The organism is Oryzomicrobium sp., from assembly GCF_036820405.1.
Lineage (GTDB): Bacteria > Pseudomonadota > Gammaproteobacteria > Burkholderiales > Rhodocyclaceae > Oryzomicrobium.
Genome location: NZ_DAISLS010000017.1, coordinates 1 through 20,436 on the forward strand (window position 1 = coordinate 1; position 20,436 = coordinate 20,436).

Below are 20,436 nucleotides of genomic sequence, written 5' to 3' on the forward strand. Positions count from 1 at the left end.
GGGGCGGCTGCGGAACTCGGCCTGCGGCCTCAAACAGTCCTCGCCGACACCTCCCCGGGCCGGCTGCGCTGCTCGGCGGGGGTGAAGGGGGGAGGGCGCAGTGCCGCCGATGTGGTGGGAGCGTTTTGCGTTAAGGGCGGTGGAGGGCTGGCGGCTGCCCGAAAGCGGCGCCAGCGGCTCAAAAGGCGTGCTGACGCTTTAGGCCCACACCCCGCTGCGCCGATCCTCCACCCGCTTGGCCTTGTGGGTTGCCCGGGGCAGGGTGTCCGGCGGGAGGATGGTGACCGCCGGCAGTACGCCGGTGACCGATTTGAGGTGCTTGGCGAAGCGCTCGGCCAGTTCCGTGTCGCTGCCTTTGTAGCTGGCGGCCCGCTCCACTTCCACGGTCAGGTGGTCCAGGTGGTCGATACGCTCCACCACCAGCTTGTATTCTCCGGTGAGGTCGTGGTCCTTGCGGGCGACGGCTTCCACGTCGCTGGGGAAGAGGTTCACGCCCTTGATGATGAGCATGTCGTCGAGCCGGCCGTGGACGCCGAGCAGGCGCTGGGAGGTGCGGCCGCAGGCGCAGGGTTCGCTGGTGAAGGAGACGATGTCGCCGCTGCGGAAGCGGACCATGGGGCGGGCGCTCTTCTTCAGGGTGGTGAGCACCAGCTCGCCCCGTTCGCCCTCGGCCACCGGCTCGCCGGTTTCCGGGTCGAGCACTTCGGCCAGGATGTGGTCCTCGGCCCAGTGCAGGCCGTGCTTCTCTTCGCACATGCCGGCGCAGGAGCCGAAGATGTCCGAGAGGCCGTAGTAGTCGTACACCGAAGCGCCCCACAGTTCTTCGATGCGGTTGCGGGTTTCCGGGATCGAGCCGCCGGGCTCGCCGGCGACGAAGATGCGTTTGATCGCCAGATCCTGCTTCGGGTCGATGCCTTCCTTCTTGGCCGTCTCGCCCAGGTACCAGGCGTAGGACGGGGTGGTCCAGATGGCGGTGGCCTGGAACTGGCGGGCGATGGTCAACAGCCGCTCGCTCGGCACGGTGCCGGCGTGGATGGAGAGGGCGCCGAGCTTCTGGGCGCCGAGCACGCAGGGGCCGCCGACGAACAGCGAAAAATTGAGCGAGTGGCAGTAGCGGTCTTCCGGGCGCAGGCCTGAGGACCAGAACTGGCGTGCCTCGTAGTCCATCCAGTCGTCGAAGTCCCGGGCGGTGAACGGCGAGGCGGTGGGGATGCCGGTGGAACCGCTGGAGGCGGAGATGTACACGATGTCGCGCTCGGGCACCGCCACCAGATCGCCGAAGGGCGGGGCGGCGAGCTGGCGCTCGCGCAGGGTCTGCTTGGTGATGAAGGGAAAGCGGCGGATGTCGTCCAGGCGTTTCACCTGGTCGGGATGCACCCCGGCGGCGTCCCAGGCGGCCCGGTAGTAGGGCGAGCTGGCGTAGGCGTGGCGCAGGTGGCGCTGCAACAGGTCGAGCTTGAGGGCGTCCCAGTCGGCCCGGGGCTGGGTTTCCAGGGCGGCGTCCCAGTAGGGGGCGTCGGAGGCAGGGACGGACGAGGGGGAAAGATGGCGGTCGGCGTGGCCCATGGCGGCAAGGCTCCTGTGATTCTGTGATTCTGTGGCTCCGTGATTCCGGGGCCGCGCCCAGCGTGGCGGGGCGATCCCCCGGCCGGAGCGCCGGCAAGGCCAGGGAGTATGGGGAGCGGGGCCGGGAGGGCCAACGAAGATTTATCTCCTAGCATATGAACATCGGGAATAAGGGCCGGCCTACGCTTTGTTACAGCGGGGGCCGGCGCCGTGATTTATTCTTCAGTCGTCATGATCGCCGCGCCGCCCGCGCGCTCCCGTTCTCGGGAAAGCGGCGGGCAAGCTTGTGCCCGCGCGGTTCTTTCATGGCGGACGGCAGCCGTCGCCAGACCGTCCCCCCGCAGCACCCGCACCGCCGCCGTACCTGCGTCAGCCGCAGCATCCCCGCCCTTCCCGCTTTTCACACAATTCGAGCGATGCACGACTTTCCGATACTCATCACGCTATCCGGCGGTCTCGCCCTGGCCCTCGTTTTCGGCTGGATCACCCAGCGCCTGGGGCTTTCCACCCTGGTGGGCTACATGATCGCCGGCATCATCGCCGGTCCTCATACCCCGGGGTTCGTGGCCGATACCAAGCTGGCTACCGAGATGGCGGAAATCGGCGTGATCTTGCTCATGTTCGGCGTCGGCATGCACTTCCATCCCCAGGAGCTGATCCGGGTGTGGCGCATCGCCGTGCCCGGGGCGGTGGTGCAGAGCACCGTGGCCACCGTGGCCGGCTGGGGCCTGGCCCGGGCCTTCGGCTGGGAGCACAGCGCCGGTCTGGTGTTCGGCATGGCCCTGTCGGTGGCCAGCACGGTGGTGCTGATGCGCATGCTGGTGGACCAGAACCGCCTGTCCAGCCACGACGGCCACGTGGCCGTGGGCTGGCTGATCGTGGAGGACCTGTTCACCGTGGTGGCCCTGGTGGTGCTGCCCGCCCTGGCGGTGGAGCAGGCCTCGGCCGGCGCCGTGTTCGCGTCCCTGGGCCTGGCCCTGGGCAAGGCCGCCCTGTTCGCCGCCCTGGTCTGGCTGGTGGGCAACCGCTTCGTCTCGCCGATCATGGAGCGCATCGCCCGCTCCCGTTCCACCGAGCTGTTCACCCTCAGCGTGTTCGTCATCGCCCTGGGCGTGGCCATGCTGGCCGCCGAGGTGTTCCACGTCTCGGTGGCCCTGGGCGCCTTCTTCGCCGGCCTGGTGGTGGGGCAGTCCCGCTTCGGCCCCCAGGCCACCGCCGACATGGCGCCGTTCCGCGACGTCTTCTCGGCCCTGTTCTTCGTCTCCATCGGCATGCTGTTCGACCCCAGGGTGGTGCTGGAGCAGCCGTGGATTCTGCTCGCCTCCCTGGGCATCGTGCTGATCGCCAAGCCCCTGGCGGCCCTGGCCATCGTCGCCCTGCTGCGCGACACCCGGCGCACGGCCCTGACCGTGGCCGTGGGCCTGTCCCAGATCGGCGAATTCTCCTTCATCCTCGCCTCCCTGGGCCGCGCCCTGGGCGTGCTGCCCGACGAGGGGCTGGGCATCCTGGTGGTGGCGGCGATCCTGTCGATCGCCCTCAACCCCCTGCTGTTCCGCATGACGCCCTGGATCGAGGCGCGCCTCGATGCCCGCCGCGCCGCCCGGGGTCTTGCTCCGGCGGACGTGGCAGCAGCGATGGTCGCGCCGCCGCCGGTGTCCACCGAACCCCACGGCGAGGGGCCCATGGTCATCGTCACCGGTTTGGGCAAGGTGGGCGGTCGCTTCGTGCGCCGCTGCGCCGAGGCCGGCCTGTCGTTGAGCGCCATCGACCAGGCGGTGGAGCGGGTCCAGGAGGTGCGTGAACTGGGCAACCCGGACATCAGCGCCGTCTATGGCGACGCCGGCCGGGAGGACGTGCTGGCCGCTGCCGGCGTGGCCGAGGCCCGGGTACTGGTGGTGACCAACACCGCCCTGCCGGACAAGATGCGCATCTGCATGACCGCCCGGGCCATCAACCCGCGCATCGCCATCGTCGCCACCGCCAACACCCCGGCGGAGCGGGGCTGGCTGCAGGAATTCGGCGCTACCTCGGTGTGCGACCTGTTCGACGAAATGAGCGAGGCCCTGCTGCGCTCGGTGCGCGGCAGCCTGTAACCTGCCGGCAACTGGGGGGCGGGCCGCTCCGGTTGCCGAAACCCGGCGCATGACCTGCATCACCCGGTGCTGCGGCACGCTGTTCGAGATGGTCTTCTGGCTGACCGACGTCGCAGCCCTGGGCTACAACGTCCCCCCCGCTTCCTATTGCTGATCCGGCCGCTGCCGGTCCTCACCGTGGCCGTGGGCGTCGTCCTGATCGTCCACAACCCGGTGCCTCCTGCCGCTGGCCGTCCGGCAACCCGGCATGGTCGCCGTGCAGGTCGAGGATAGGGGGAGCGGGGTGCCGGTGGTGGAGCGCCCGCTGTGGCGCGCCAAGGGGAGGGCGGAAAATGGTGGCGGCAACGGTGTGCCGCCTGGGAACGGTAAATGGGCGGTACGCTTCAGGCAGCGTCGGTGCCGCCGGTCCCGCCGCTCCCGTTCGTCACGCCGCTTTCCTGCGGTTGGGCCAGCCCGGCGGCTGCCCGCTCCTTGGCCTGGACGGCCTGCCACTGGGCTTCGCTCAGGCCGTGGCTGCCATCGCAATATTCCCGGCGGCCGCAGCCGCAGCGGCCGAAGTCGGTGGGGTTGGTCTGTACGCGCATTGCTGTTTTTCCTGAAATCGCTGGGTGAATCCGGCTGAAGAATGGTCCGGCACGGGGCGCATCCTACCCCAGGATGCCCCGGCGTTTGCCGGGAAGCTTCGGGCAGCGGTGCCGGATTGGCGCCGCTGCCGCCCTCCGGCCATGGAACTGTTCGCATCCCAGGGAGTCCGGAATAATCTTCGCCATGCCCGTTGTTGGCCACATGCCTGATGTCGCGCCGTCGGCACGGCGCCTCTTACGAGCCTTTCGACCATGACCCACGACGTTCCCGTTTCATCGCCCCAGCCTCTCAACCTGTCCATCCTCGATCTCGCCCCGGTGGTGGCCGGTAGCACACCGGCCCAGGCGTTGCGCAACACCGGCGATCTGGCCCGGCATGCCGAGGCGTGGGGCTACCGGCGCTATTGGCTGGCCGAGCACCACAACATGGCGGGCATCGCCAGCGCCGCCACGGCGGTGGCGATCGGCTACGTGGCGGCGGCCACCACCACCCTGCGGGTGGGGGCCGGCGGCGTCATGCTGCCCAACCACGCCCCCCTGGTCATCGCCGAGCAATTCGGCACCCTGGAATCCCTCTACCCGGGCCGCATCGACCTGGGCCTGGGGCGGGCGCCGGGCACCGACCAGCTCACCGCCCGGGCCCTGCGCCGCAATATGGGCAACAGCGACGACACCTTTCCCCAGGACGTGGCCGAGTTGCAGGGCTACTTCCGCCCCGCCGCCCCGGACCAGGCGGTGCGCGCCGTGCCCGGGGCCGGGCTGAACGTGCCGATCTGGCTGCTCGGCTCCAGCCTCTACAGTGCCGGGCTGGCGGCGCGGCTGGGCCTGCCCTTCGCCTTCGCCTCCCACTTTGCGCCGCGCTTCTTGCTGCGCGCCATCGACCTCTACCGGGAGCAGTTCCAGCCCTCGGAAGCCCTGGCAAAGCCCTACGTGATGGTGGGGGCCAATGCCATCGCCGCCGACACGGACGAGGAGGCCCACTTCCTGTTCAGTTCCCTGCGCACCCGCTTCGCCAACATGGCCCGGGGCGTGCGCGGGCTGCTGGAGCCCCCTGGCGATTTCGACGAATCGCGCTGGACCCCGGGGGAGCTGGCCTTCGCCACCGAATCCCTGTCCTGCTCGGTGGTGGGTGGCCCGGCCACGGTGCGCGCCGGCCTGGACGACCTGATCGCCCAGACCGGGGCCGACGAGGTGATGGTCACCGCCCAGATCTACGACCACCAGGCGCGGCTGCGTTCCTTCGAGATCGTCGCCCGGGCCGGGGGCTTGGCGGCATAACGGCCGGCGTGGCCCCGCACCCCCTGCGGGCGCGCCAAAAGCACGGCGGGCGCGGGGAACGGGGATGTCCCCGTCCACCGCGCCCGCCGGTGCGTCGTGTTGGCGAGAAGGCCGGTCAGCCGTGCAGCACCGCCGCCATGGCCTCGGCCACGTAGTCCACGTTGCCGCCGTTGAGGCCGGCCACGCACATGCGGCCGGAGGCGACCAGGTACACCGCGAACTCCTCGCGCAGGCGGTCCACCTGGGCGGGGGAGAGGCCGGTGTAGCTGAACATGCCGCGCTGCTTGATGAAGTAGGAGAAGTCCTTGCCCGGCACCCGGGCGGTCAGCACTTCATACAACTTCTGGCGCATGGCCTGGATGCGCACCCGCATTTCGCCCACTTCCTTCACCCACTGGGCGTGCAGGGCGGCGTCGCTCATCACCCGGGTGGTGACCTTCTCGCCGTGGATCGGGGGGCTGGAGTAGTTGCGGCGCACGGTGAACTTCAGCTGGCCCAGGATGCGGCCGGCTTCCTCGGCGTCCTTGCACACCACCGAAAGGCCGCCCACCCGCTCGCCGTAGAAGGAGAGGTTCTTGGAGAAGGAGTTGCTCACCAGGAAGGGGAGCTTGGCCTCGGCCAGGGCGCGGATGGCGTAGGCGTCCTCTTCCAGGCCGTCGCCGAAGCCTTGGTAGGCGATGTCGAGGAAGGGAATCAGGTTGCGCTCGGCGACGATGGCGATGACCTGCTGCCATTGCTCCCGGGAGAGATCCACGCCCGTCGGGTTGTGGCAGCAGGGGTGCAGCAGGACGATGCTCTGGGCGGGCAGGCCCTTGAGGCAGGCGACCATGCCGGCGAAGTCCACGCCGCCGGTCTTGGCGTCGTAGTAGGGGTAGTCATGCACCGGGATGCCGGCGCCTTCGAAGATGGAGCGGTGGTTGTCCCAGGTGGGGTTGCTGACCCAGGCTTCGCTCTTGGGGAAGTAGCGCTTGAGCAGGTCGGCGCCCACCTTCAGCGCCCCGGAGCCGCCCAGGGTCTGGATGGTGGCGATGCGGCCGGCCTTCAGGGCCTCGTTGTTTTCGCCGAAGAGCAGCTTCTGCACCACCGCCCGGTAGTCGGCGGCGCCTTCCATGGGCAGGTAGGAGCGGGGGCCGGATTCGGCGGCGATGGCGGCCTCGGCCTGCTGCACGGAGGCCAGCAGCGGGATGCGGCCCTGTTCGTCGTAATAGAGGCCGATGCCCAGGTTCACTTTTTGCGGGCGGGGGTCCTGGAGGTAGGTTTCGACCAGGGAAAGAATGGGGTCGCCAGGGTAGGCGTCGACGTGTTCGAACATGAAGGGGCAAATCCTCGGGCTGTGGTCGTGGCTTGCGGCGCAGTGCGCCGGCCTGCCGGCATGCGACTCACGGCCACGCACCCAGGGGATGGGTGGGCATGGCGGGCCGGCGGCAAGGGCTAAAGGGTACCACTCCCGCCGCGCCGGCGGCGGCACCGCCCCGAGGTCGAGGCGGCTGGAACGGGCGGCGGGGCCCGCCCTTGGGCTACTTGAGCCGGATGTCGTTCTTCACGTCCTTGACCTTGCGGGCCGCATCCCCTGCCTTGGCGATCTCGGCGGAGGTGTCGGCCCCACCTTGTTTCACCATAGCCAACCCATAGCCAACCGATGGTGGCGACCAACGCTCCAGGGCCGGTCCGGGGGGAACGAAAAAAAACCGCACGGCGCAGGGCCGTGCGGCGGGTGGAAGAGGACGCGGTAGCGCCGTTTCCGTAGGGGCCGACCGGTGAAGGTGCGGCCAAGAGGAAGAGAACAGACGTCCAACAACGCGACGAACCCGGACCCAAAACCGAAACGGCCGAAATCTGGAATCCGTCCGCGGCCCGGGGGGCTGAGTCCCTAGACAGCACCGCCAGGGTAGGACGGGATGATCCCCCGGGGGAAATCACTATTTTCGATAAGCATAGAGGGGGCGGTGCGGCCCGGCGCCCGGGGGGCGGCGACGGCCCGGGCGGCTTTCTGTCGGGCCTGGGCGATCCACTCCACGGGCAGCGCCCAGGGGCCGAAGCCGGCGGCCACGTTGATGTGGCCGGCGCCTTCCAGCAGTTGGAAACGGGCGCCCCAGGCCTCGGCCAACCAGGTGGCGTCGGCACTCTTCATCCATGGGTCGTTGGTGCTGGCGATCAGGTCGTTCTGCTGGCCGTGGCGGGGTAGGGGCCAGGCCAGGGCCGAACGGGGGATGCCGAAGCGGGCCGGGTTGGCCGGGGCCACGTACAGCCCGGCGGCTACCGGTGCGCCCAGATGCAGGGCGGCGTAGGCCCCCGCCAGGCAACCGAAGCTGTGGGCTACCAGCAGCGGGGCAGTACCGTATTCGTCGGCCAGGGCCTGGGCCTGATGGGCGACGCGGCGGGCCCAGGGCAGCAGTTCCGGGTTGTCCCAGTTGGCCTGCTCCACACGGCGGCAACCGGCGACCTGGGTTTCAAGCCAGCTTTGCCAGTGGGCGGGTTCGCTGCCGCCCTTGCCGGGCACGATCAGCACCGGCAGTGGGGAAATGTCGCTCATGGGGAGGCCCTTGTTGGGAAGGTATCGATCCTGGAGCGTAGCAGGCCGGGGCGGCAGGCCAAATCGTCTTTGCGCATAAGCAAATGCCGCCGCGGCAGGCGCGGCGGCCTGGGTTGTGGTTATAAACAAATCGATATTTATTCGTATGCGTTATGAAGGGGGCTCCTTACAGTCCGGGCCGTGAATTTCCGCTTCCGCGACTCGAAAGGATGCTCCATGACTGTTGCCCGTAACCGCCGCCGGCTCTCCCGGCTTTCCCTGGCCGCCGCCTTCGGCGCCGCCGCACTGGCGCCCCTGGCCGCCCTGGCCGATACCGCCGTCAAGGTGGGCTACCTGCCGGTGACCGGCCACGCCAAGTTCTTCGTCGCCAAGGAACAGGGTTTCTTCAAGAAGGAAGGCCTGGACGTGGACCTGGTGGAGTTCCAGAACTCTGCCGACGGCATCAACGCCGTGGTGGCGGGCAAGCTGGACGTGGGCGCCTTCGGCACCACGGCGCCCCTGGTGTTCTACTCCAAGGGCTCCGACCTGAAGATCATCGGCGGCATCATGGGCCAGGACGCGGCCCTGGTGGTCAAGCCCGAACTGGCCGGCACCATTCGTAGCATCAACGACCTCAAGGGCAAGAAGGTGGCCACGGTGCGCATGGCCTCCGGCGATGCGGTGCTGCGCGGCGCCCTCAAGGACGCCAAGATCAACTGGAAGAACGACCTGCACATCTTCGAGCTGAAGAACCCGCCGGCGGTGATCGAAGCGGTCAAGTCCGGGCAGGTGGACGCCGGCCTGGTGTGGGGCCCCCACGACCTGCGCGCCGAGCAGCAGGGCCTCAAGGTGGTGGTGCGCTCCGGCGACCTGTCCCCGGGTCACCCCTGCTGCCGCCTGGTGGTGACCTCGGCCAAGCTCAAGGACGAAGCCGTGGTCCAGGGTTTCCTGCGCGCCATCCTCAAGGCCGAAAAGTTCGCCGCCGAGAACCGCAAGGAAACCATCGACGCCATCGCCAAGTACATCAAGCTCGACCGCGCCCTGCTGGAAAAGGGCTACTACTCGCCCAACCTGGAACAGGGTTCCGACCCCAACGTGAAGGGCGTGCAGAAGTTCTGGCTGACCATGGTCGGGTCCGAGTTCATCGAGGGCAAGCGCGCCCTGGACCCGATCTTCGAAGTCGGCCCCTACAAGAAGGCTCTCGACTCCCTGGCCAAGGAAAGCCCCAAGGACCCGTTCTGGCAGGCCCGCCTGAAGGAGTTCAAGGAAAGGGACGTGTTGTGAACACGGTGAGCGATGTGAGTGCCGTGAGCGCTGCGACCGCCGGCCTGTCCATCGCCGACGTCTCGTTCGCCTACGCCGCCGGGGAAACCACCCTGCGACGGGTGAGCCTGGAGGTGCCGGAAGGCACCTTCCTCACCCTGCTCGGGCCGAGCGGCTCGGGCAAATCGACCCTGCTGCGCCTGATCGCCGGGCTGGAAGCGCCCAGCGGCGGGCGTCTGGCCTGGAACGGCGTGACCATCGACGGTCCCGGCATTGACCGGGCCGTGGTCTTCCAGAACTATGCCCTGTTCCCCTGGTTCACCGTAGTGGACAACGTCGCTCAGGCCGTGGCCAAGGCCCATCCCCAGGCCCGCCGCGCCGAGCGCCGGGAGCGTGCCCGGGAGTACCTGGCCAAGGTCGGCCTGGGCGACGCCGCCGGCAAGTACCCGTTCCAGTTGTCCGGCGGCATGCAGCAGCGCGCCGCCATTGCCCGGGCCCTGGCCCTGGAAGCGCCGGTGCTGCTCATGGACGAGCCCTTCGGCGCCCTGGACCCGATCAACCGGGGCAAGTTGCAGGACCTGCTGCTCGACGTGTGGCAGTCCACCAGCCCGCGCCGCACCATCGTCTTCGTCACCCACGACGTGGACGAGGCCCTCTACCTGGGCGACCGGGTGGCGGTGCTGGGTGCCTCGCCGGGGCGGTTGCTGGCCCAGGTGGCGGTGCCGTTCCCCCGGCCGCGCCAGCGCGCCCAGTTGTTCGCCTCCGCCGAATTCCACGCCCGCCGCGAGGAAATCGCCGAACTGCTCGATGCCGACGTGCTCCAGGGCCTGTCCGGCCAGGCGGCCTGATCCGGTATCGCCGCCGCAGTCACCGCAGTCACCGCAGTCGCTGTAAAGGAAACGCCATGTCCCAATTCATCACCCTGGCGGCGGAAGCGCCCGACGCCGCCGTGGCCGCCGATGTGCATGCGTCGGCCTCCGCCCCGTCTGCTGCGGCCTCCGTCCGCTCCTTCGCCCCATCCTTCACCCGCTTCCTGCCGGCCTGGGAATCCCTGCTGCTGTGGGCAGTGCTGATCGCCGCCTGGCAGATCTCCAGCTACTTCATCGACCAGACCGCCAACCCGCTGCTGCCGGCTCCGCGCATCGTGCTGGATGCCCTGTGGGATTCCCTGCCCGAACTGTGGAAGGGCACCGTCTCGTCCTTCTTCATCCTGGCGCCGGGCTACGCCCTGGCGGTGGCCCTGGGCGTGCTGCTCGGGCTCCTGGCCGGGTTGATCCCGGGCCTGGGCCGGGCGGCCTTTCCCTTCGCCAAGGTGGTGGCCCCGGTGCCGCCCACGGTGTACATCCCCTACGCCATCGCCGTGCTGCCCACCTTTCACCTGTCGGCCACCTTCGTGGTCTTCATCGGCGCCTTCTGGCCGGTGTTCCAGAACGCCGCCGCCGGTGCCCACGCCGTGGAAAAGCGCTATCGGGACAACGCCCGGGTGCTCGGCTTTTCGCGCCTGGAAACCCTGGTACGGGTGATCTTTCCCGCCAGCCTGCCGCACATCTTCTCCGGCATGGCGGTGGGCCTGGGCTTCTCCTTCATCCTGCTCACCGTGGCCGAGCTGTTCGGTGCCAACGCCGGCCTGGGACGCTTCGTCCAGTACTACGCCGACTTCGCCGACTATCCGCGCATGGTGGCTGGCATCCTCTACACCGGCTTCATCACCTGGCTGGCCATGACTGGCCTGGACAAGCTGCGCCACCGGGCGCTCTTCTGGTTGCGCTGAGGTTGCCATGGCCGGAGCAAGACGCGCCCCGCCGCCGGGCAGCATCGGCGGCTTCGGCCTCTTGCCGCACCCCGCGTCCGGGGCGGCGGGCGAGGCCGAAAATCAAGGCAGTCGGGATGCCGCTGCCCGCCGGCCGCCCGGGCTATCCTGGCCGAAGTGGCTGTCCGGCGGTCTGTTTGCCGCCAGCCTGGCCCTGGGCGCCCTGGCTTGGCAGGGGCCGGCCCACGCGGCGCCTGCCCATGAAAAGGCCGACGCCGGTGCCGTTCCCCCGAGCCTGTTCGTCCTTGAACCCGAGGCCGGCGTTCCCCTGGATCTGGCCCGGGAAGCCGCTACCGCCCGGGCCGAGGGCAAGCGCCTGGTCCTCTACTTTGAGCTGCCGGACTGCCCCGGCTGTGCCCGCATGAAGCGGGAGACCTTCCCCGATCCCCGGGTGCGGGCCAACTTCGGCCGGCGCTACCGCACCGTGCGGGTGGCGCTGCCCGGCGAGCCGGGTGCCCCCGGGGCGACCCTGACCGATCCCCAGGGACAGCCTGGGAGCGCCAGCCAGCTGGCCGACCGCTACCGGGTGCTGGGCACCCCGGCCTTCGTCTTCTTCGACGGAGCGGACTTCCTCTACCGCCACGTGGGGCCCCTGGATGCCACGGATTTCCGCGCCCTGGGCCGTTTCGTCGCTACCGCCGCCTACGAGCGGGAACCCTTCGCCGAGTACCGGGCGAAGCAGCGCCCCAGGCTCCTGGCGGACCTCGGCAAGGCGGGCCTGCCGCCGCCCACGGCGGTGCTCAACGCCGCCCCGGCGCCCGAGGCGGCCTATGGCTTTGCCCTGCGCGAGGTGGGCATTGCGGGGGCGCCGCTGCGCCGCCTGGCCGACTACCGGGGCAAGGTGGTGGCTCTGGCGGTGGGCTACACCCAGTGCCCGGACGTGTGCCCCACCACCCTGGCCGAGTTGAAGGCGGCCCTGGCCGCGTTGCCCGGATTGTCAGGGTTGGGGGCGGCGGCCCAGGACGTTAAGGTGCTGTTCGCCACCCTGGACCCGGAGCGGGATACCCCGGCCCTGCTCGGCGAGTACGTCCACGCCTTCGACAAGCGTTTTGCCGCCCTGCGCGGCGATGCCCGGCGGACCGCCGCCTTCATCCGCGACTTCGGCCTGGTGGCCGAGCGCCAGCCGTCCGAGGCCCTGGGCTACACCCTGGACCACACCGCCGGCATCTTCCTCATCGATCGCCAGGGCCGGGTGCGTGGCCTGTCGCCCTACGGCCAGCCGGTGGAGCTGCTCGCCGCCGACCTGGCGGCTCTGGTCAAGGAGGGGTGGGCGCGGGGCGCCCAGCCCCTGGCCGGCGCGTCCACCCGGCGTGACGGGGGCGGCTGATCCGTGGCTGTTCAGAGGCGGTGAATCAGGCGCCGTGTCATGCGGAACCACATGCACCAAGGGGGGCAGGCGAGCCGCCACTCGCGGATGAGTGGGCCCCCCGTGTCCGAGGGGAACGGCGATCAGGGCGTGGGAATGGAGGGGTCGATGAGGTACAGGCGCACCCCGTTGCGGTCCCGGGCGCCGTCCGTGCCGTCCCGGTCGCCGACCATGGTGGCCTCAATGCGGTAGGGGCGGATGCCCTGGGCGATCACCCGGCTGCGCACCACCTGAAGGCTCTGTTCGGCCATGGCGATTTCCCAGGCGTTGCTGCCCCGGTCGGGGGAATAGGCTTCCAGGCGTACGCGCACCTGGTCGTTGCCCCGGGCCCGGGCCAGAACGCGGTCGAGGCGGGCGTCCATCTCGGGGGAAAGGGCGGTATCGCCCGGGGCGATGCGGATGGTTTCGTCCGGCGCCCGGACCGGTGCCGCCGGCGCGTTGCGGGCCGCGCGGGCCTGGCTGCCGGGGCTCCGGGCCTTCGGGTCGGCGGCGCGGGGGGCGTTTGCTCCCGGCTTGGCCGGGGACGCGTCCGCAGCCGGGTCGGGCAGGGTCTGGCAGCCGGTCAGGACGACCAGCGCGGCCAGCGTCACCGCGGCCAGGCGGGGGAAGGGGAAAGGGGAAGGCGGCGACAAGAGCGAGCGCGGCGCCGGGCAGCGGGCGCCGGGGGGCAGGGCAGGCATGGCGTGTTTCAAGATCCCGGGAAGCCCATAAACTTAGAACATTGGCGGCCCCTTGTCACGACCTTGCTCGTCTTTGGATGCCGGCGTAATCGGCGCGGATCGGCTCACGATCGGCGCCAGGTCGCGTCGGCACCGGGCCATGCCGCCGCGGTAGCGCCGCTTTCCGCCGGCGGCCCGGGGGCCGCCTTCGCCGTGGTTGAGCGGGGCAGGGTGCCTTTGCCGCGTAAAATCGGCCCGCAAGCCGCCGTACCGGGCGACCCCGGCGCGGCCTCGTGTTTTTGCTCTCCGGCCTGGGCCGGGGAGCCAGCCAAGGAATCGTGCATGAGCGACATCGCCACCCTGCGCCGGGTGTTGCAGCAGACCCGCAGCATCGCCGTGGTCGGCCTTTCCGCCGACTGGTCGCGCCCCTCCAACTTCGCCGCCAAATACATGCTGGAGCACGGCTACCGCATCGTTCCGGTCAATCCGCGCTACGACGAAATCCTGGGCCAGAAGTGCTACCCGGACCTGGCCTCGATTCCCGAGCCGGTGGATATGGTGGACGTGTTCCGCAAGCCCGCCGACTGCGTGCCCATCGCCGAGCAGGCGGTGGCCATCGGCGCCAAGACCCTGTGGCTGCAACTGGGGGTGGTCAACGAGGAGGCGGCGCGCATCGCCGCCGACGCCGGCCTGACGGTGGTGCAGGACCGCTGCGTCAAGATCGAGTACGCCCGCCTGTTCGGTGGCCTGCACTGGTTCGGCGTGAACACCAAGGTGATTTCCGCCCGCCGCCCCACAGTGCTGCCGCATCAGGGCTGAACTGGCCGCCACCGCCATAACGACATCGAGACAGATTCCATGACCGACCGCACCTTCGGCTTCGACACCCTGGCGCTCCACGCCGGCCAGATTCCCGACGCCGAGACCGGCAGCCGCGCCGCGCCGATCTACCAGACCACCTCCTACGTGTTCGATTCCCCCGAGCACGCCGCCAGCCTGTTCAATCTACAGACCTTCGGCAACGTCTACTCGCGCCTCTCCAACCCCACCGTGGCGGTGTTCGAGGAACGGGTGGCAGCCCTGGAAGGCGGCCGGGCGGCGGTGGCGGTGGCCTCCGGCATGGCCGCCCAGATGATCGCCATCCTCAACCTGTGCCAGGCCGGCGACCAGATCGTGGCGGCCCGCACCCTGTACGGCGGCACCCACACCCAGCTCGACGTGAACTTCCGCAAGCTGGGCATCGACACCGTGTTCGTGGACCCGGACGACCCGGAAAACTTCGCTCGGGCCATCACCCCCAAGACCAAGCTGCTCTACGCCGAGACCCTGGGCAACCCGTCCCTCAACGTGCTCGACCTGGAAAAGGTCGGCAAGATCGCCGCCCAGGCCGGCCTGCCCCTGTTCATCGACAACACCTTCGCCAGCCCCTACCTGTGCCGCCCCGGCGAGTGGGGGGCGGAGGTGGTGATGCACTCCGCCACCAAGTTCTTGGGCGGCCACGGCACCACCATGGGCGGGGTGATCGTCGAATCGGGCAAGTTCGACTGGTCCGTGGGCGACGGCCGCTTCGCCACCATGACCGAGCCGTCGGACGGCTACCACGGCGTGCGCTTCTTCGAGACCTTCGGCAACTTCGGCTTCACCATGAAGTGCCGCATGGAAGGGCTGCGCACCTTCGGCCCGGCCCTCTCGCCCTTGTCGGCTTTCTTGCTCCTGCAAGGGGTGGAAACCCTGTCCCTGCGCATGGAGCGCCACTGCGCCAACGCCCTGGCCGTGGCCCGCCACCTGGAGGCCCACTCCCAGGTGGAATGGGTCAATTACCCGGGTCTGGCCTCCAGCCGCTACCACGACCTGGCGCAAAAGTACCTGCCCAAGGGCGCCGGGGCTGTGCTTAGCTTCGGTATCAAGGGCGGCGCCGCCGCCGGTGCCCGCTTCATCGACAGCGTCGAATTCCTCTCCCACCTGGCCAACATCGGCGACGCCAAGACCCTGGTCATCCACCCAGCCTCCACCACCCACCGCCAGATGAGCGAGGAACAGCAGCGCGCCGCCGGCGTGCCCCCGGACCTGATCCGCCTTTCGGTGGGGCTGGAGACTCTGGACGACATCCTGTGGGACATCGATCAGGCGTTGGCCAAAGCCTGCGCCTGAAATCGGCACCTGAGGCCAGAGGGGACACCCGCGCCGGTCTGTCGTTTGCCGCCGGATGGCGCCGCCCCATGAAAAACCGCCCCGCCTGGATTTCCGGCGGGGCGGTTTTTTTTACGCTTCAGGCGATTCGCCGGGCCGGATGCGGCACTGGATGGGATGCGCTTCCAGATGCCGCATCGTCCGGCGCCAGGGGCGCCACCGGCGTCCGGTTCAGCCGGCCCTCCACCAGCCAGGCCAGGGAATCCGGCCACAGGGTGGCGCGGAAACGGTCGTTGAACCAGGCGAAGTGGCCGATCCCCGGCACGCCGACATCGGCTGGGTTGAGGTGCACATGGTGGCACCGGCTGTTGCGGTAATAACCGAGCAGGCGCTCGATGGCTGCCGGGGTGCCGAAGGGGGCGTCGCTAAGGCTGACGGCCAGTAGGTCGCCTTTCATGGCGGCGAAATGGGCCAGGGGATCGTCGCCGTGGCGGCGCAGGTGGCGGTAGGCGGCTTCCAGGGTGGCGGGGCGGAAGGCCCATTCGTAGGCGGCGCCGGCCGGCAGGTCTTCGTGCCAGCCCAGGCGGCGGGCAGGAAAGTAGCCGAGCAGGGCGGTGAGCGCCGGCATCAGCAGGTGCCAGCGCAGCCACATGCGCGCCTTGCCCGGGCCGTAGTCGGGCCAGTAGGCGTATTGGGCGCCGACGGTGAAGGCCCGGGCGACGACGCCGGCGTGGGGCGCCAGCCCGAGCAGCAGACCGCCGATGCTGTGGCCCACCAGATATACCGGCACGTCCGGATAGGCGGCGCTGGCCCAGGCCAGGGCGGCGTCGCAGTCGAAGCGGCCCCAGTCGAGCTTGGTGATGTGCCGCCAGCGGCGCAGGCTGCCCTGGCGCGAGGCGCCGATGCCCCGGTAGTCGTAGGTCAGTGCCGCCAGGCCGTGCTCGGCCAGGTAGCGGGCGTAGCGGTGGTAGTAGTCGGCCTTTACCGCCGTGGCCGGGTTGATCACCACCACGCCCTGGGCCTCGCCGTCGGGGCGCCAATGATGGGCGGCCAGGGGGTAGCCGTCCCGGGCGGTGAGGGTGAGGGGCTGGGGCGGCATGGCGGGTCCGATGCGGTGGGGATGGATGGAGGATAACGGCGGCGGGGCGTGCCGGGGGGCGTTCATCGGCCGCCTCCCGGGCCGCCGTGGCCCAGGTGCAGCCGTTGCCCGAGGGCGGCCAGCCGCATTGTCAGTTGCGCTGCCAGTTGTGCCGCTCCCCGGGTGCCGCCTTCCATCATGACCCCGACGGTTCGGCCCAGCGTTGCGGTATGGGGGATGGGGTGCAGGCCGCGACCTGGCGGTGGCGCCAGGACGAACCGGGCGGCGCGGCAGGCGGACACCACCAGGGGGCCGCGCCGGGTCAGGGCGATGGCCTGGCCGGCGGCGAGGATGCGGTCGCGCCGGTCGCCGTCTTCGGTAATCCACACTTCCCCGGCCTGGCAGGCCAGGATTTGCCCGGGGTGCCCGGCCAGCACCGCCACCTGGCGGCGTTCCAGGTGCAGGGCAGCGGCGTGGTCGCCGGACAGAACGGTGGGGTGGGGCAGGGAAGCGGCCGGGAGCGAAGCAGCGTCCCAGCAGCGAGGCGCATCCGCCACGCGCTGAACGCCGCCCTGCGCCGGTGCATGGGCCGAGGCCGGAGGCGATGAGGCCGAGTGGGATGAGTGGGATGAGTGGGATGAGTGGGATGAGTGGGATGAGTGGGATGAGTGGGACGTAAGGCCGGCGCTTCGCCCATGCACGGCTACCGGGGTGGAGATTGGGGATGCGCCGGGCGCCATGCCTGCCCCGGACGGAGTGGCCGGGGGCAACGCACTAGGCGGGGAGGTTGAATCGGCCGGAGCGGCCGGAGCAACCACCGGCCGTAAACCGGTGGCGCCGTGGGGCGATTGCGGACGGAACGGCATTTTCCTATCCTTCATTCATGCGTTTTTGCCATGGCTTACCGGGGGGCATGCCTCCATACGCAAAGTATGGAAACGAGCTTGACCATGGACAAACGGAAAATCCGTATCACATTCATGCGTAAAACGCAGAAATAAAGCCGCCATGAGCCTGCCCTATCCGCTACGCCAGCTGCCCTCCCTGGACCCTCTCAAGGGCTTCGTCGCCGCCGCCCGCCATCTGTCCTTCACCCGGGCGGCGGAGGAGTTGTGCCTGTCCCAGTCGGCGGTGAGCCGCCAGGTGCAGACCCTGGAGGCGCAGTTGGGCGTGGCCCTGTTCCAGCGCAGTACCCGGGCCCTGCACCTGACGCCGGAAGGGGAGCGCCTGTTCCGCTGCGCCAGCGACGTGCTGGATCGCCTCGGCGCGGCGGTGGCCGACCTGGCCGCCAGCCGGCGCCGGCCCAAGGTCACCGTGTCCGCCTCCATCGGCGTCGCCGCCCTGTGGCTGGTGCCGCGCCTGTCCGCCTTCCAGGTCCGGTATCCGGAGGTCGGGGTGCGGGTTTCCGCCGACAACCGCAACGTGGATCTGGAGGCGGAGGATGTGGACGTGGCCCTGCGCTACACCACGCCGGGGGCCGCCCCCGCCGGCAGCCGGCGCCTGTTCGGCGAGCGGCTGGCGCCGGTGGCCAGCCCGGCCGTGGCCGCCGCCCTGCCGGACGGCCCCCGGCTGTCCGCCGCCAACCTGCCCCACCTCACCCTGCTCGCCTTCGAGGACGGGCGGGACCATCCCTGGCTGCGCTGGGACGGCTGGCAGGGCGAACTGGGCGGCGCGCCCTCCGCCGCCCGGGGCCTGTTGCAGTTCAACCACTACGACCAGTGCCTCTACGCCGCCCAGGCCGGCCAGGGCGTGGCCCTGGGCCGCCTGCCCCTGATCGCCGACGCCCTGGCCGACGGCCGCCTGCAAGCCCTGCTGCCGCCCCGGCCCACCCCGGGGGAGCGGGGCTTCTACCTGCTGCGCGGCCGCCACAGCCAGCGGCCCGAAGTGGACGCCTTCGCCGATTGGCTGGTGGGGCAGGGGAGCGGGGCCGAGGCTGGAATGACTGAATGACCGAATGAAAAACGGGCCGGCCGGGATGCGCTGCAATCCTGGCCGGCCCGTGCCGGTTTGCTCGATGGGGAAGGGCGCTTGCCGGTAACGCTGGACACCGCCATCCCAACTAGGGACGGTGCGCCTGGCGCTCGGCAGCCACGTCCCAGTCCCCGGGCCTGCCAGGGGCTGGTCGAGCGCTGCCCGGCCTCCGCCGAATCCCTTCGCCTACTTCAGCGGCAGATAAATATCCGTCACCAGTTCGTTTTCCTGCGTTTCCGGCAGCAGGTTGAGATAGTGGAAGAACAGGGGGAAATCCCGCAGCTCCTCGCCGCTGCCGGGCAGCCAGTTGCGGTAGAGCGGGTAGATGCTCTCGCCGATGCGGGAGTGGGAACCCAGGTGGCGCACCCGGGCGCAGCGGCCGCCAGGAATGCGCTGAGTCACCACGCCCTGGGGATTGGGCGGCACGGCGGCGGCCACTTCGCCGGCAATGCCGAAGCGGAACAGGGCGGGCTCGGTGGTGTCCGGGTTGTCGTAGGCGATGCCGAAGGTGCGGCTGCTCGCCTTGGGCGACAGCCCGGTCTGTTGGCGCCATTCGATGAAGCGGCCCACCGAGTCGTTCACCGTTTCGGCGGGACCCCGGTGCTCCAGCATGGCGATCTGGGTGGTGGCAAACGTGACGATTTCGACCTGCACGGCGATATTCCTTTCAGGGAGCCGGAACCGGTAGCGCTCGTGCCAGCTTTCCCAGTCCTGGCGCCGCCGGAAGGCGGAGGGCGACAGGCCGAAGGTGTGGCGGAAGGCGCGGGAAAAGGATTCCGGGTTTTCAAAACCGGCCTCCAGGGCGATGTCGATGATCTTGGTCTTGCGGTCGAAGGCGAGCAGGTACGAGGCGCGCCGCAGCCGCAACAGCAGGATGTACCGCGCCACGCTGGTGCCGAGGTAATCGGCGAATTGCCGATGGAAGTGGAAGCGGGAAAAGTTCGCCACCCGGCTCAGGCGCTCCACCGGCAACGGCTCCTGGAGGTGGGCCTCGATGTAGGCCAGCACCTTGTCGAAGCGCGCGGCGTAGGTTCTGAGTCTGGTGTCGTTCATGGTGTTTCCCGGTTCGCGGCTCGCACTATGGGGGACGCGGCAGCTTAAATCTTGACCGGAATTGCGCAACACAGCCCTCCTTGCCGCGGCGAGCGCTGGCAACCCGGCGGCCCGGCAGGCGACAATGCAGGCTGGATTCCCTTCCCGACCGCCATGCGCGACCTGCCGCCGCTCCACACCCTGCCGGCCTTCGAGGCCGCCGCCCGCCTGGGCAGCTTCCAGGCCGCGGCCGAGGCCCTGAGCCTGACGCCATCGGCGGTCAGCCACCGCATCCGCCTGCTCGAAGACCACCTGGGCCAGCCCCTGTTCGAGCGCCGCCACCGCGCCATCGCCCTCACCGCTGCCGGCCAGCGCTACCTGGCGGTGGCCCGGGAGGCCCTGCTGCGCCTGGACGAAGCCAGCGCCGCCCTGCGCGTCCCGGCCCGCTCCCGGTTGCGCATTTCCGTGGCCCCGGCCCTGGGCAGCAAGTGGCTGGTGGCCCGGGTGGCCGAGTACCAGGAGACCCACCCGGACACCGAATTCAGCTTGGGCACCGCCACCAGCCTGGCGCCGCTATTGGCCGGCGAGGCCGACCTGGGGCTGCGCTACGGCGAGGAGGAATGGCCCGGCCTGCTGGCCTGGAAGCTGTTCGAGGAACGGCTCTTCCCCGTGTGCAGCCCGGCCCTGGCCGCGGGGCTGAAAACCCCGGCGGACCTGGACCGGGCCCGGCTGCTGCGCCACCCGCTGCTTTCCTGGCAGCGCTGGTTCGCCGCCGCCGGAGTGACCCACCCGGAGCCCGCCGAGGGGCCGCGCTACGAGGACGCTCTGCTCATGCTCGAAGCCGCCGTGGCCGGGCATGGCGTGGCCCTGATGGTGGATACCCTGGCCGCCCCTTACCTGGCCGAAGGCCGGCTGGTGCGGCCTTTTCCCCAGGATTGCCCGGACCGCAGCTTCTACGTGGTCGCCCCGCCCAACATCGAGGAGCGGCGCGGCGCCATGGATTTCATCCGCTGGCTGGTGCGCTCGGCGCGGAACGATGGCGCCGGCGCCGGCACCGAAGTCCGGCCGGAATGAAAAAACCCCGCCCGAGGGCG

The 20,436-nt window shown here is 70.0% G+C and carries 18 protein-coding genes; 10 read left to right on the forward strand and 8 right to left on the reverse strand.

From position 1 onward, the window contains the following. Positions 1 to 198: 198 nt before the first annotated feature. Entirely contained in the window at positions 199 to 1,566 is a 1,368-nt protein-coding gene (locus V7Z98_RS16010) for a phenylacetate--CoA ligase family protein (protein WP_334159064.1), read from the reverse strand. A gap of 416 nt (positions 1,567 to 1,982) precedes the next feature. On the opposite strand from V7Z98_RS16010, the gene V7Z98_RS16015 reads away from it, so the two are divergent. Then, a complete protein-coding gene (locus V7Z98_RS16015; protein ID WP_293265536.1) occupies positions 1,983 to 3,659 on the forward strand; it encodes a cation:proton antiporter in 1,677 nt (558 codons plus the stop codon). Between the two features lie 383 nt (positions 3,660 to 4,042). Here V7Z98_RS16015 and V7Z98_RS16020 read toward each other — a convergent pair whose 3' ends face one another. Continuing rightward, positions 4,043 to 4,243 (reverse strand): hypothetical protein, encoded by a 201-nt coding sequence (locus V7Z98_RS16020; protein WP_334159065.1) that lies wholly within the window; start codon positions 4,241 to 4,243, stop codon positions 4,043 to 4,045. 252 nt (positions 4,244 to 4,495) lie between these two features. Here V7Z98_RS16020 and V7Z98_RS16025 point away from each other — a divergent pair, with 252 nt between their 5' ends. Continuing rightward, positions 4,496 to 5,521, forward strand: a complete 1,026-nt coding sequence (locus tag V7Z98_RS16025) for an LLM class flavin-dependent oxidoreductase (RefSeq protein ID WP_334159066.1) — start codon at positions 4,496 to 4,498, stop codon at positions 5,519 to 5,521. A gap of 115 nt (positions 5,522 to 5,636) precedes the next feature. Here the strand turns inward: V7Z98_RS16025 and V7Z98_RS16030 are convergent, their stop codons facing one another. Together V7Z98_RS16030 and V7Z98_RS16035 are read right to left on the reverse strand one after the other, a co-directional pair. After that, complete coding sequence (locus V7Z98_RS16030; RefSeq protein WP_334159067.1) at positions 5,637 to 6,833, reverse strand: amino acid aminotransferase; 1,197 nt, start codon at positions 6,831 to 6,833, stop codon at positions 5,637 to 5,639. Positions 6,834 to 7,391: 558 nt separating this feature from the next. Next, on the reverse strand, positions 7,392 to 8,054 hold the full coding sequence (locus V7Z98_RS16035; RefSeq protein WP_334159069.1) for an RBBP9/YdeN family alpha/beta hydrolase: 663 nt from the start codon (positions 8,052 to 8,054) through the stop codon (positions 7,392 to 7,394). Between the two features lie 216 nt (positions 8,055 to 8,270). Between V7Z98_RS16035 and V7Z98_RS16040 the strand changes: the two genes are divergently transcribed. Genes V7Z98_RS16040 through V7Z98_RS16055 form a run of 4 tightly spaced genes read left to right on the forward strand, consistent with a single transcriptional unit; the run spans position 8,271 to position 12,433 of the window. Further along, a complete protein-coding gene (locus tag V7Z98_RS16040) occupies positions 8,271 to 9,317 on the forward strand; it encodes an ABC transporter substrate-binding protein (RefSeq protein ID WP_334159070.1) in 1,047 nt (348 codons plus the stop codon). 23 nt (positions 9,318 to 9,340) lie between these two features. Beyond that, positions 9,341 to 10,144 carry an ABC transporter ATP-binding protein gene (locus V7Z98_RS16045; protein ID WP_293265548.1) on the forward strand — a complete coding sequence of 268 codons (804 nt, stop codon included), beginning with the start codon at positions 9,341 to 9,343 and terminating at the stop codon, positions 10,142 to 10,144. A 56-nt stretch (positions 10,145 to 10,200) separates the two neighbouring features. Next, positions 10,201 to 11,067 carry an ABC transporter permease gene (locus tag V7Z98_RS16050; protein WP_334159071.1) on the forward strand — a complete coding sequence of 289 codons (867 nt, stop codon included), beginning with the start codon at positions 10,201 to 10,203 and terminating at the stop codon, positions 11,065 to 11,067. Positions 11,068 to 11,074: 7 nt separating this feature from the next. Next, positions 11,075 to 12,433: an SCO family protein gene (locus V7Z98_RS16055; RefSeq protein ID WP_334159072.1), complete on the forward strand. Its 1,359-nt coding sequence runs from the start codon at positions 11,075 to 11,077 to the stop codon at positions 12,431 to 12,433. Between the two features lie 122 nt (positions 12,434 to 12,555). Here the strand turns inward: V7Z98_RS16055 and V7Z98_RS16060 are convergent, their stop codons facing one another. Further along, a complete protein-coding gene (locus V7Z98_RS16060) occupies positions 12,556 to 13,152 on the reverse strand; it encodes a hypothetical protein (RefSeq protein WP_334159074.1) in 597 nt (198 codons plus the stop codon). Positions 13,153 to 13,473: 321 nt separating this feature from the next. On the opposite strand from V7Z98_RS16060, the gene V7Z98_RS16065 reads away from it, so the two are divergent. Then, on the forward strand, positions 13,474 to 13,950 hold the full coding sequence (locus V7Z98_RS16065; protein ID WP_334159075.1) for a CoA-binding protein: 477 nt from the start codon (positions 13,474 to 13,476) through the stop codon (positions 13,948 to 13,950). A gap of 39 nt (positions 13,951 to 13,989) precedes the next feature. Continuing rightward, positions 13,990 to 15,282 (forward strand): O-acetylhomoserine aminocarboxypropyltransferase/cysteine synthase family protein, encoded by a 1,293-nt coding sequence (locus tag V7Z98_RS16070; protein WP_334159076.1) that lies wholly within the window; start codon positions 13,990 to 13,992, stop codon positions 15,280 to 15,282. A 118-nt stretch (positions 15,283 to 15,400) separates the two neighbouring features. Here V7Z98_RS16070 and V7Z98_RS16075 read toward each other — a convergent pair whose 3' ends face one another. Both V7Z98_RS16075 and V7Z98_RS16080 read right to left on the reverse strand, forming a co-directional pair. Continuing rightward, positions 15,401 to 16,426, reverse strand: a complete 1,026-nt coding sequence (locus V7Z98_RS16075) for an alpha/beta hydrolase family protein (RefSeq protein ID WP_334159077.1) — start codon at positions 16,424 to 16,426, stop codon at positions 15,401 to 15,403. Beyond that, positions 16,423 to 16,896 carry a DUF2917 domain-containing protein gene (locus tag V7Z98_RS16080; RefSeq protein ID WP_334159078.1) on the reverse strand — a complete coding sequence of 158 codons (474 nt, stop codon included), beginning with the start codon at positions 16,894 to 16,896 and terminating at the stop codon, positions 16,423 to 16,425. The genes V7Z98_RS16075 and V7Z98_RS16080 overlap by 4 nt, the downstream gene beginning before the upstream one ends. 451 nt (positions 16,897 to 17,347) lie before the next feature. On the opposite strand from V7Z98_RS16080, the gene V7Z98_RS16085 reads away from it, so the two are divergent. Further along, the gene (locus V7Z98_RS16085; protein ID WP_334159079.1) at positions 17,348 to 18,289 is read left to right on the forward strand and encodes a LysR substrate-binding domain-containing protein; all 942 of its coding nucleotides are present in this window, start codon (positions 17,348 to 17,350) and stop codon (positions 18,287 to 18,289) included. Between the two features lie 207 nt (positions 18,290 to 18,496). Here the strand turns inward: V7Z98_RS16085 and V7Z98_RS16090 are convergent, their stop codons facing one another. Then, positions 18,497 to 19,363, reverse strand: a complete 867-nt coding sequence (locus V7Z98_RS16090; protein WP_334159080.1) for an AraC family transcriptional regulator — start codon at positions 19,361 to 19,363, stop codon at positions 18,497 to 18,499. 153 nt (positions 19,364 to 19,516) lie between these two features. On the opposite strand from V7Z98_RS16090, the gene V7Z98_RS16095 reads away from it, so the two are divergent. Continuing rightward, positions 19,517 to 20,416, forward strand: a complete 900-nt coding sequence (locus V7Z98_RS16095; protein ID WP_334159081.1) for a LysR substrate-binding domain-containing protein — start codon at positions 19,517 to 19,519, stop codon at positions 20,414 to 20,416. Positions 20,417 to 20,436: the final 20 nt, after the last annotated feature.

Bases quoted from the DNA above. Each gene is read 5' to 3' on its own strand.
- V7Z98_RS16040 (WP_334159070.1), top strand. From the start codon at position 8,271: ATGACTGTTGCCCGTAACCGCCGCCGGCTCTCCCGGCTTTCCCTGGCC.
- V7Z98_RS16090 (WP_334159080.1), bottom strand. From the start codon at position 19,363: ATGAACGACACCAGACTCAGAACCTACGCCGCGCGCTTCGACAAGGTG.
- V7Z98_RS16025 (WP_334159066.1), top strand. From the start codon at position 4,496: ATGACCCACGACGTTCCCGTTTCATCGCCCCAGCCTCTCAACCTGTCC.
- V7Z98_RS16015 (WP_293265536.1), top strand. From the start codon at position 1,983: ATGCACGACTTTCCGATACTCATCACGCTATCCGGCGGTCTCGCCCTG.
- V7Z98_RS16095 (WP_334159081.1), top strand. From the start codon at position 19,517: ATGCGCGACCTGCCGCCGCTCCACACCCTGCCGGCCTTCGAGGCCGCC.
- V7Z98_RS16020 (WP_334159065.1), bottom strand. From the start codon at position 4,243: ATGCGCGTACAGACCAACCCCACCGACTTCGGCCGCTGCGGCTGCGGC.
- V7Z98_RS16010 (WP_334159064.1), bottom strand. From the start codon at position 1,566: ATGGGCCACGCCGACCGCCATCTTTCCCCCTCGTCCGTCCCTGCCTCC.
- V7Z98_RS16075 (WP_334159077.1), bottom strand. From the start codon at position 16,426: ATGAACGCCCCCCGGCACGCCCCGCCGCCGTTATCCTCCATCCATCCC.
- V7Z98_RS16055 (WP_334159072.1), top strand. From the start codon at position 11,075: ATGGCCGGAGCAAGACGCGCCCCGCCGCCGGGCAGCATCGGCGGCTTC.
- V7Z98_RS16035 (WP_334159069.1), bottom strand. From the start codon at position 8,054: ATGAGCGACATTTCCCCACTGCCGGTGCTGATCGTGCCCGGCAAGGGC.
- V7Z98_RS16050 (WP_334159071.1), top strand. From the start codon at position 10,201: ATGTCCCAATTCATCACCCTGGCGGCGGAAGCGCCCGACGCCGCCGTG.
- V7Z98_RS16065 (WP_334159075.1), top strand. From the start codon at position 13,474: ATGAGCGACATCGCCACCCTGCGCCGGGTGTTGCAGCAGACCCGCAGC.
- V7Z98_RS16060 (WP_334159074.1), bottom strand. From the start codon at position 13,152: ATGCCTGCCCTGCCCCCCGGCGCCCGCTGCCCGGCGCCGCGCTCGCTC.
- V7Z98_RS16030 (WP_334159067.1), bottom strand. From the start codon at position 6,833: ATGTTCGAACACGTCGACGCCTACCCTGGCGACCCCATTCTTTCCCTG.
- V7Z98_RS16085 (WP_334159079.1), top strand. From the start codon at position 17,348: ATGAGCCTGCCCTATCCGCTACGCCAGCTGCCCTCCCTGGACCCTCTC.
- V7Z98_RS16070 (WP_334159076.1), top strand. From the start codon at position 13,990: ATGACCGACCGCACCTTCGGCTTCGACACCCTGGCGCTCCACGCCGGC.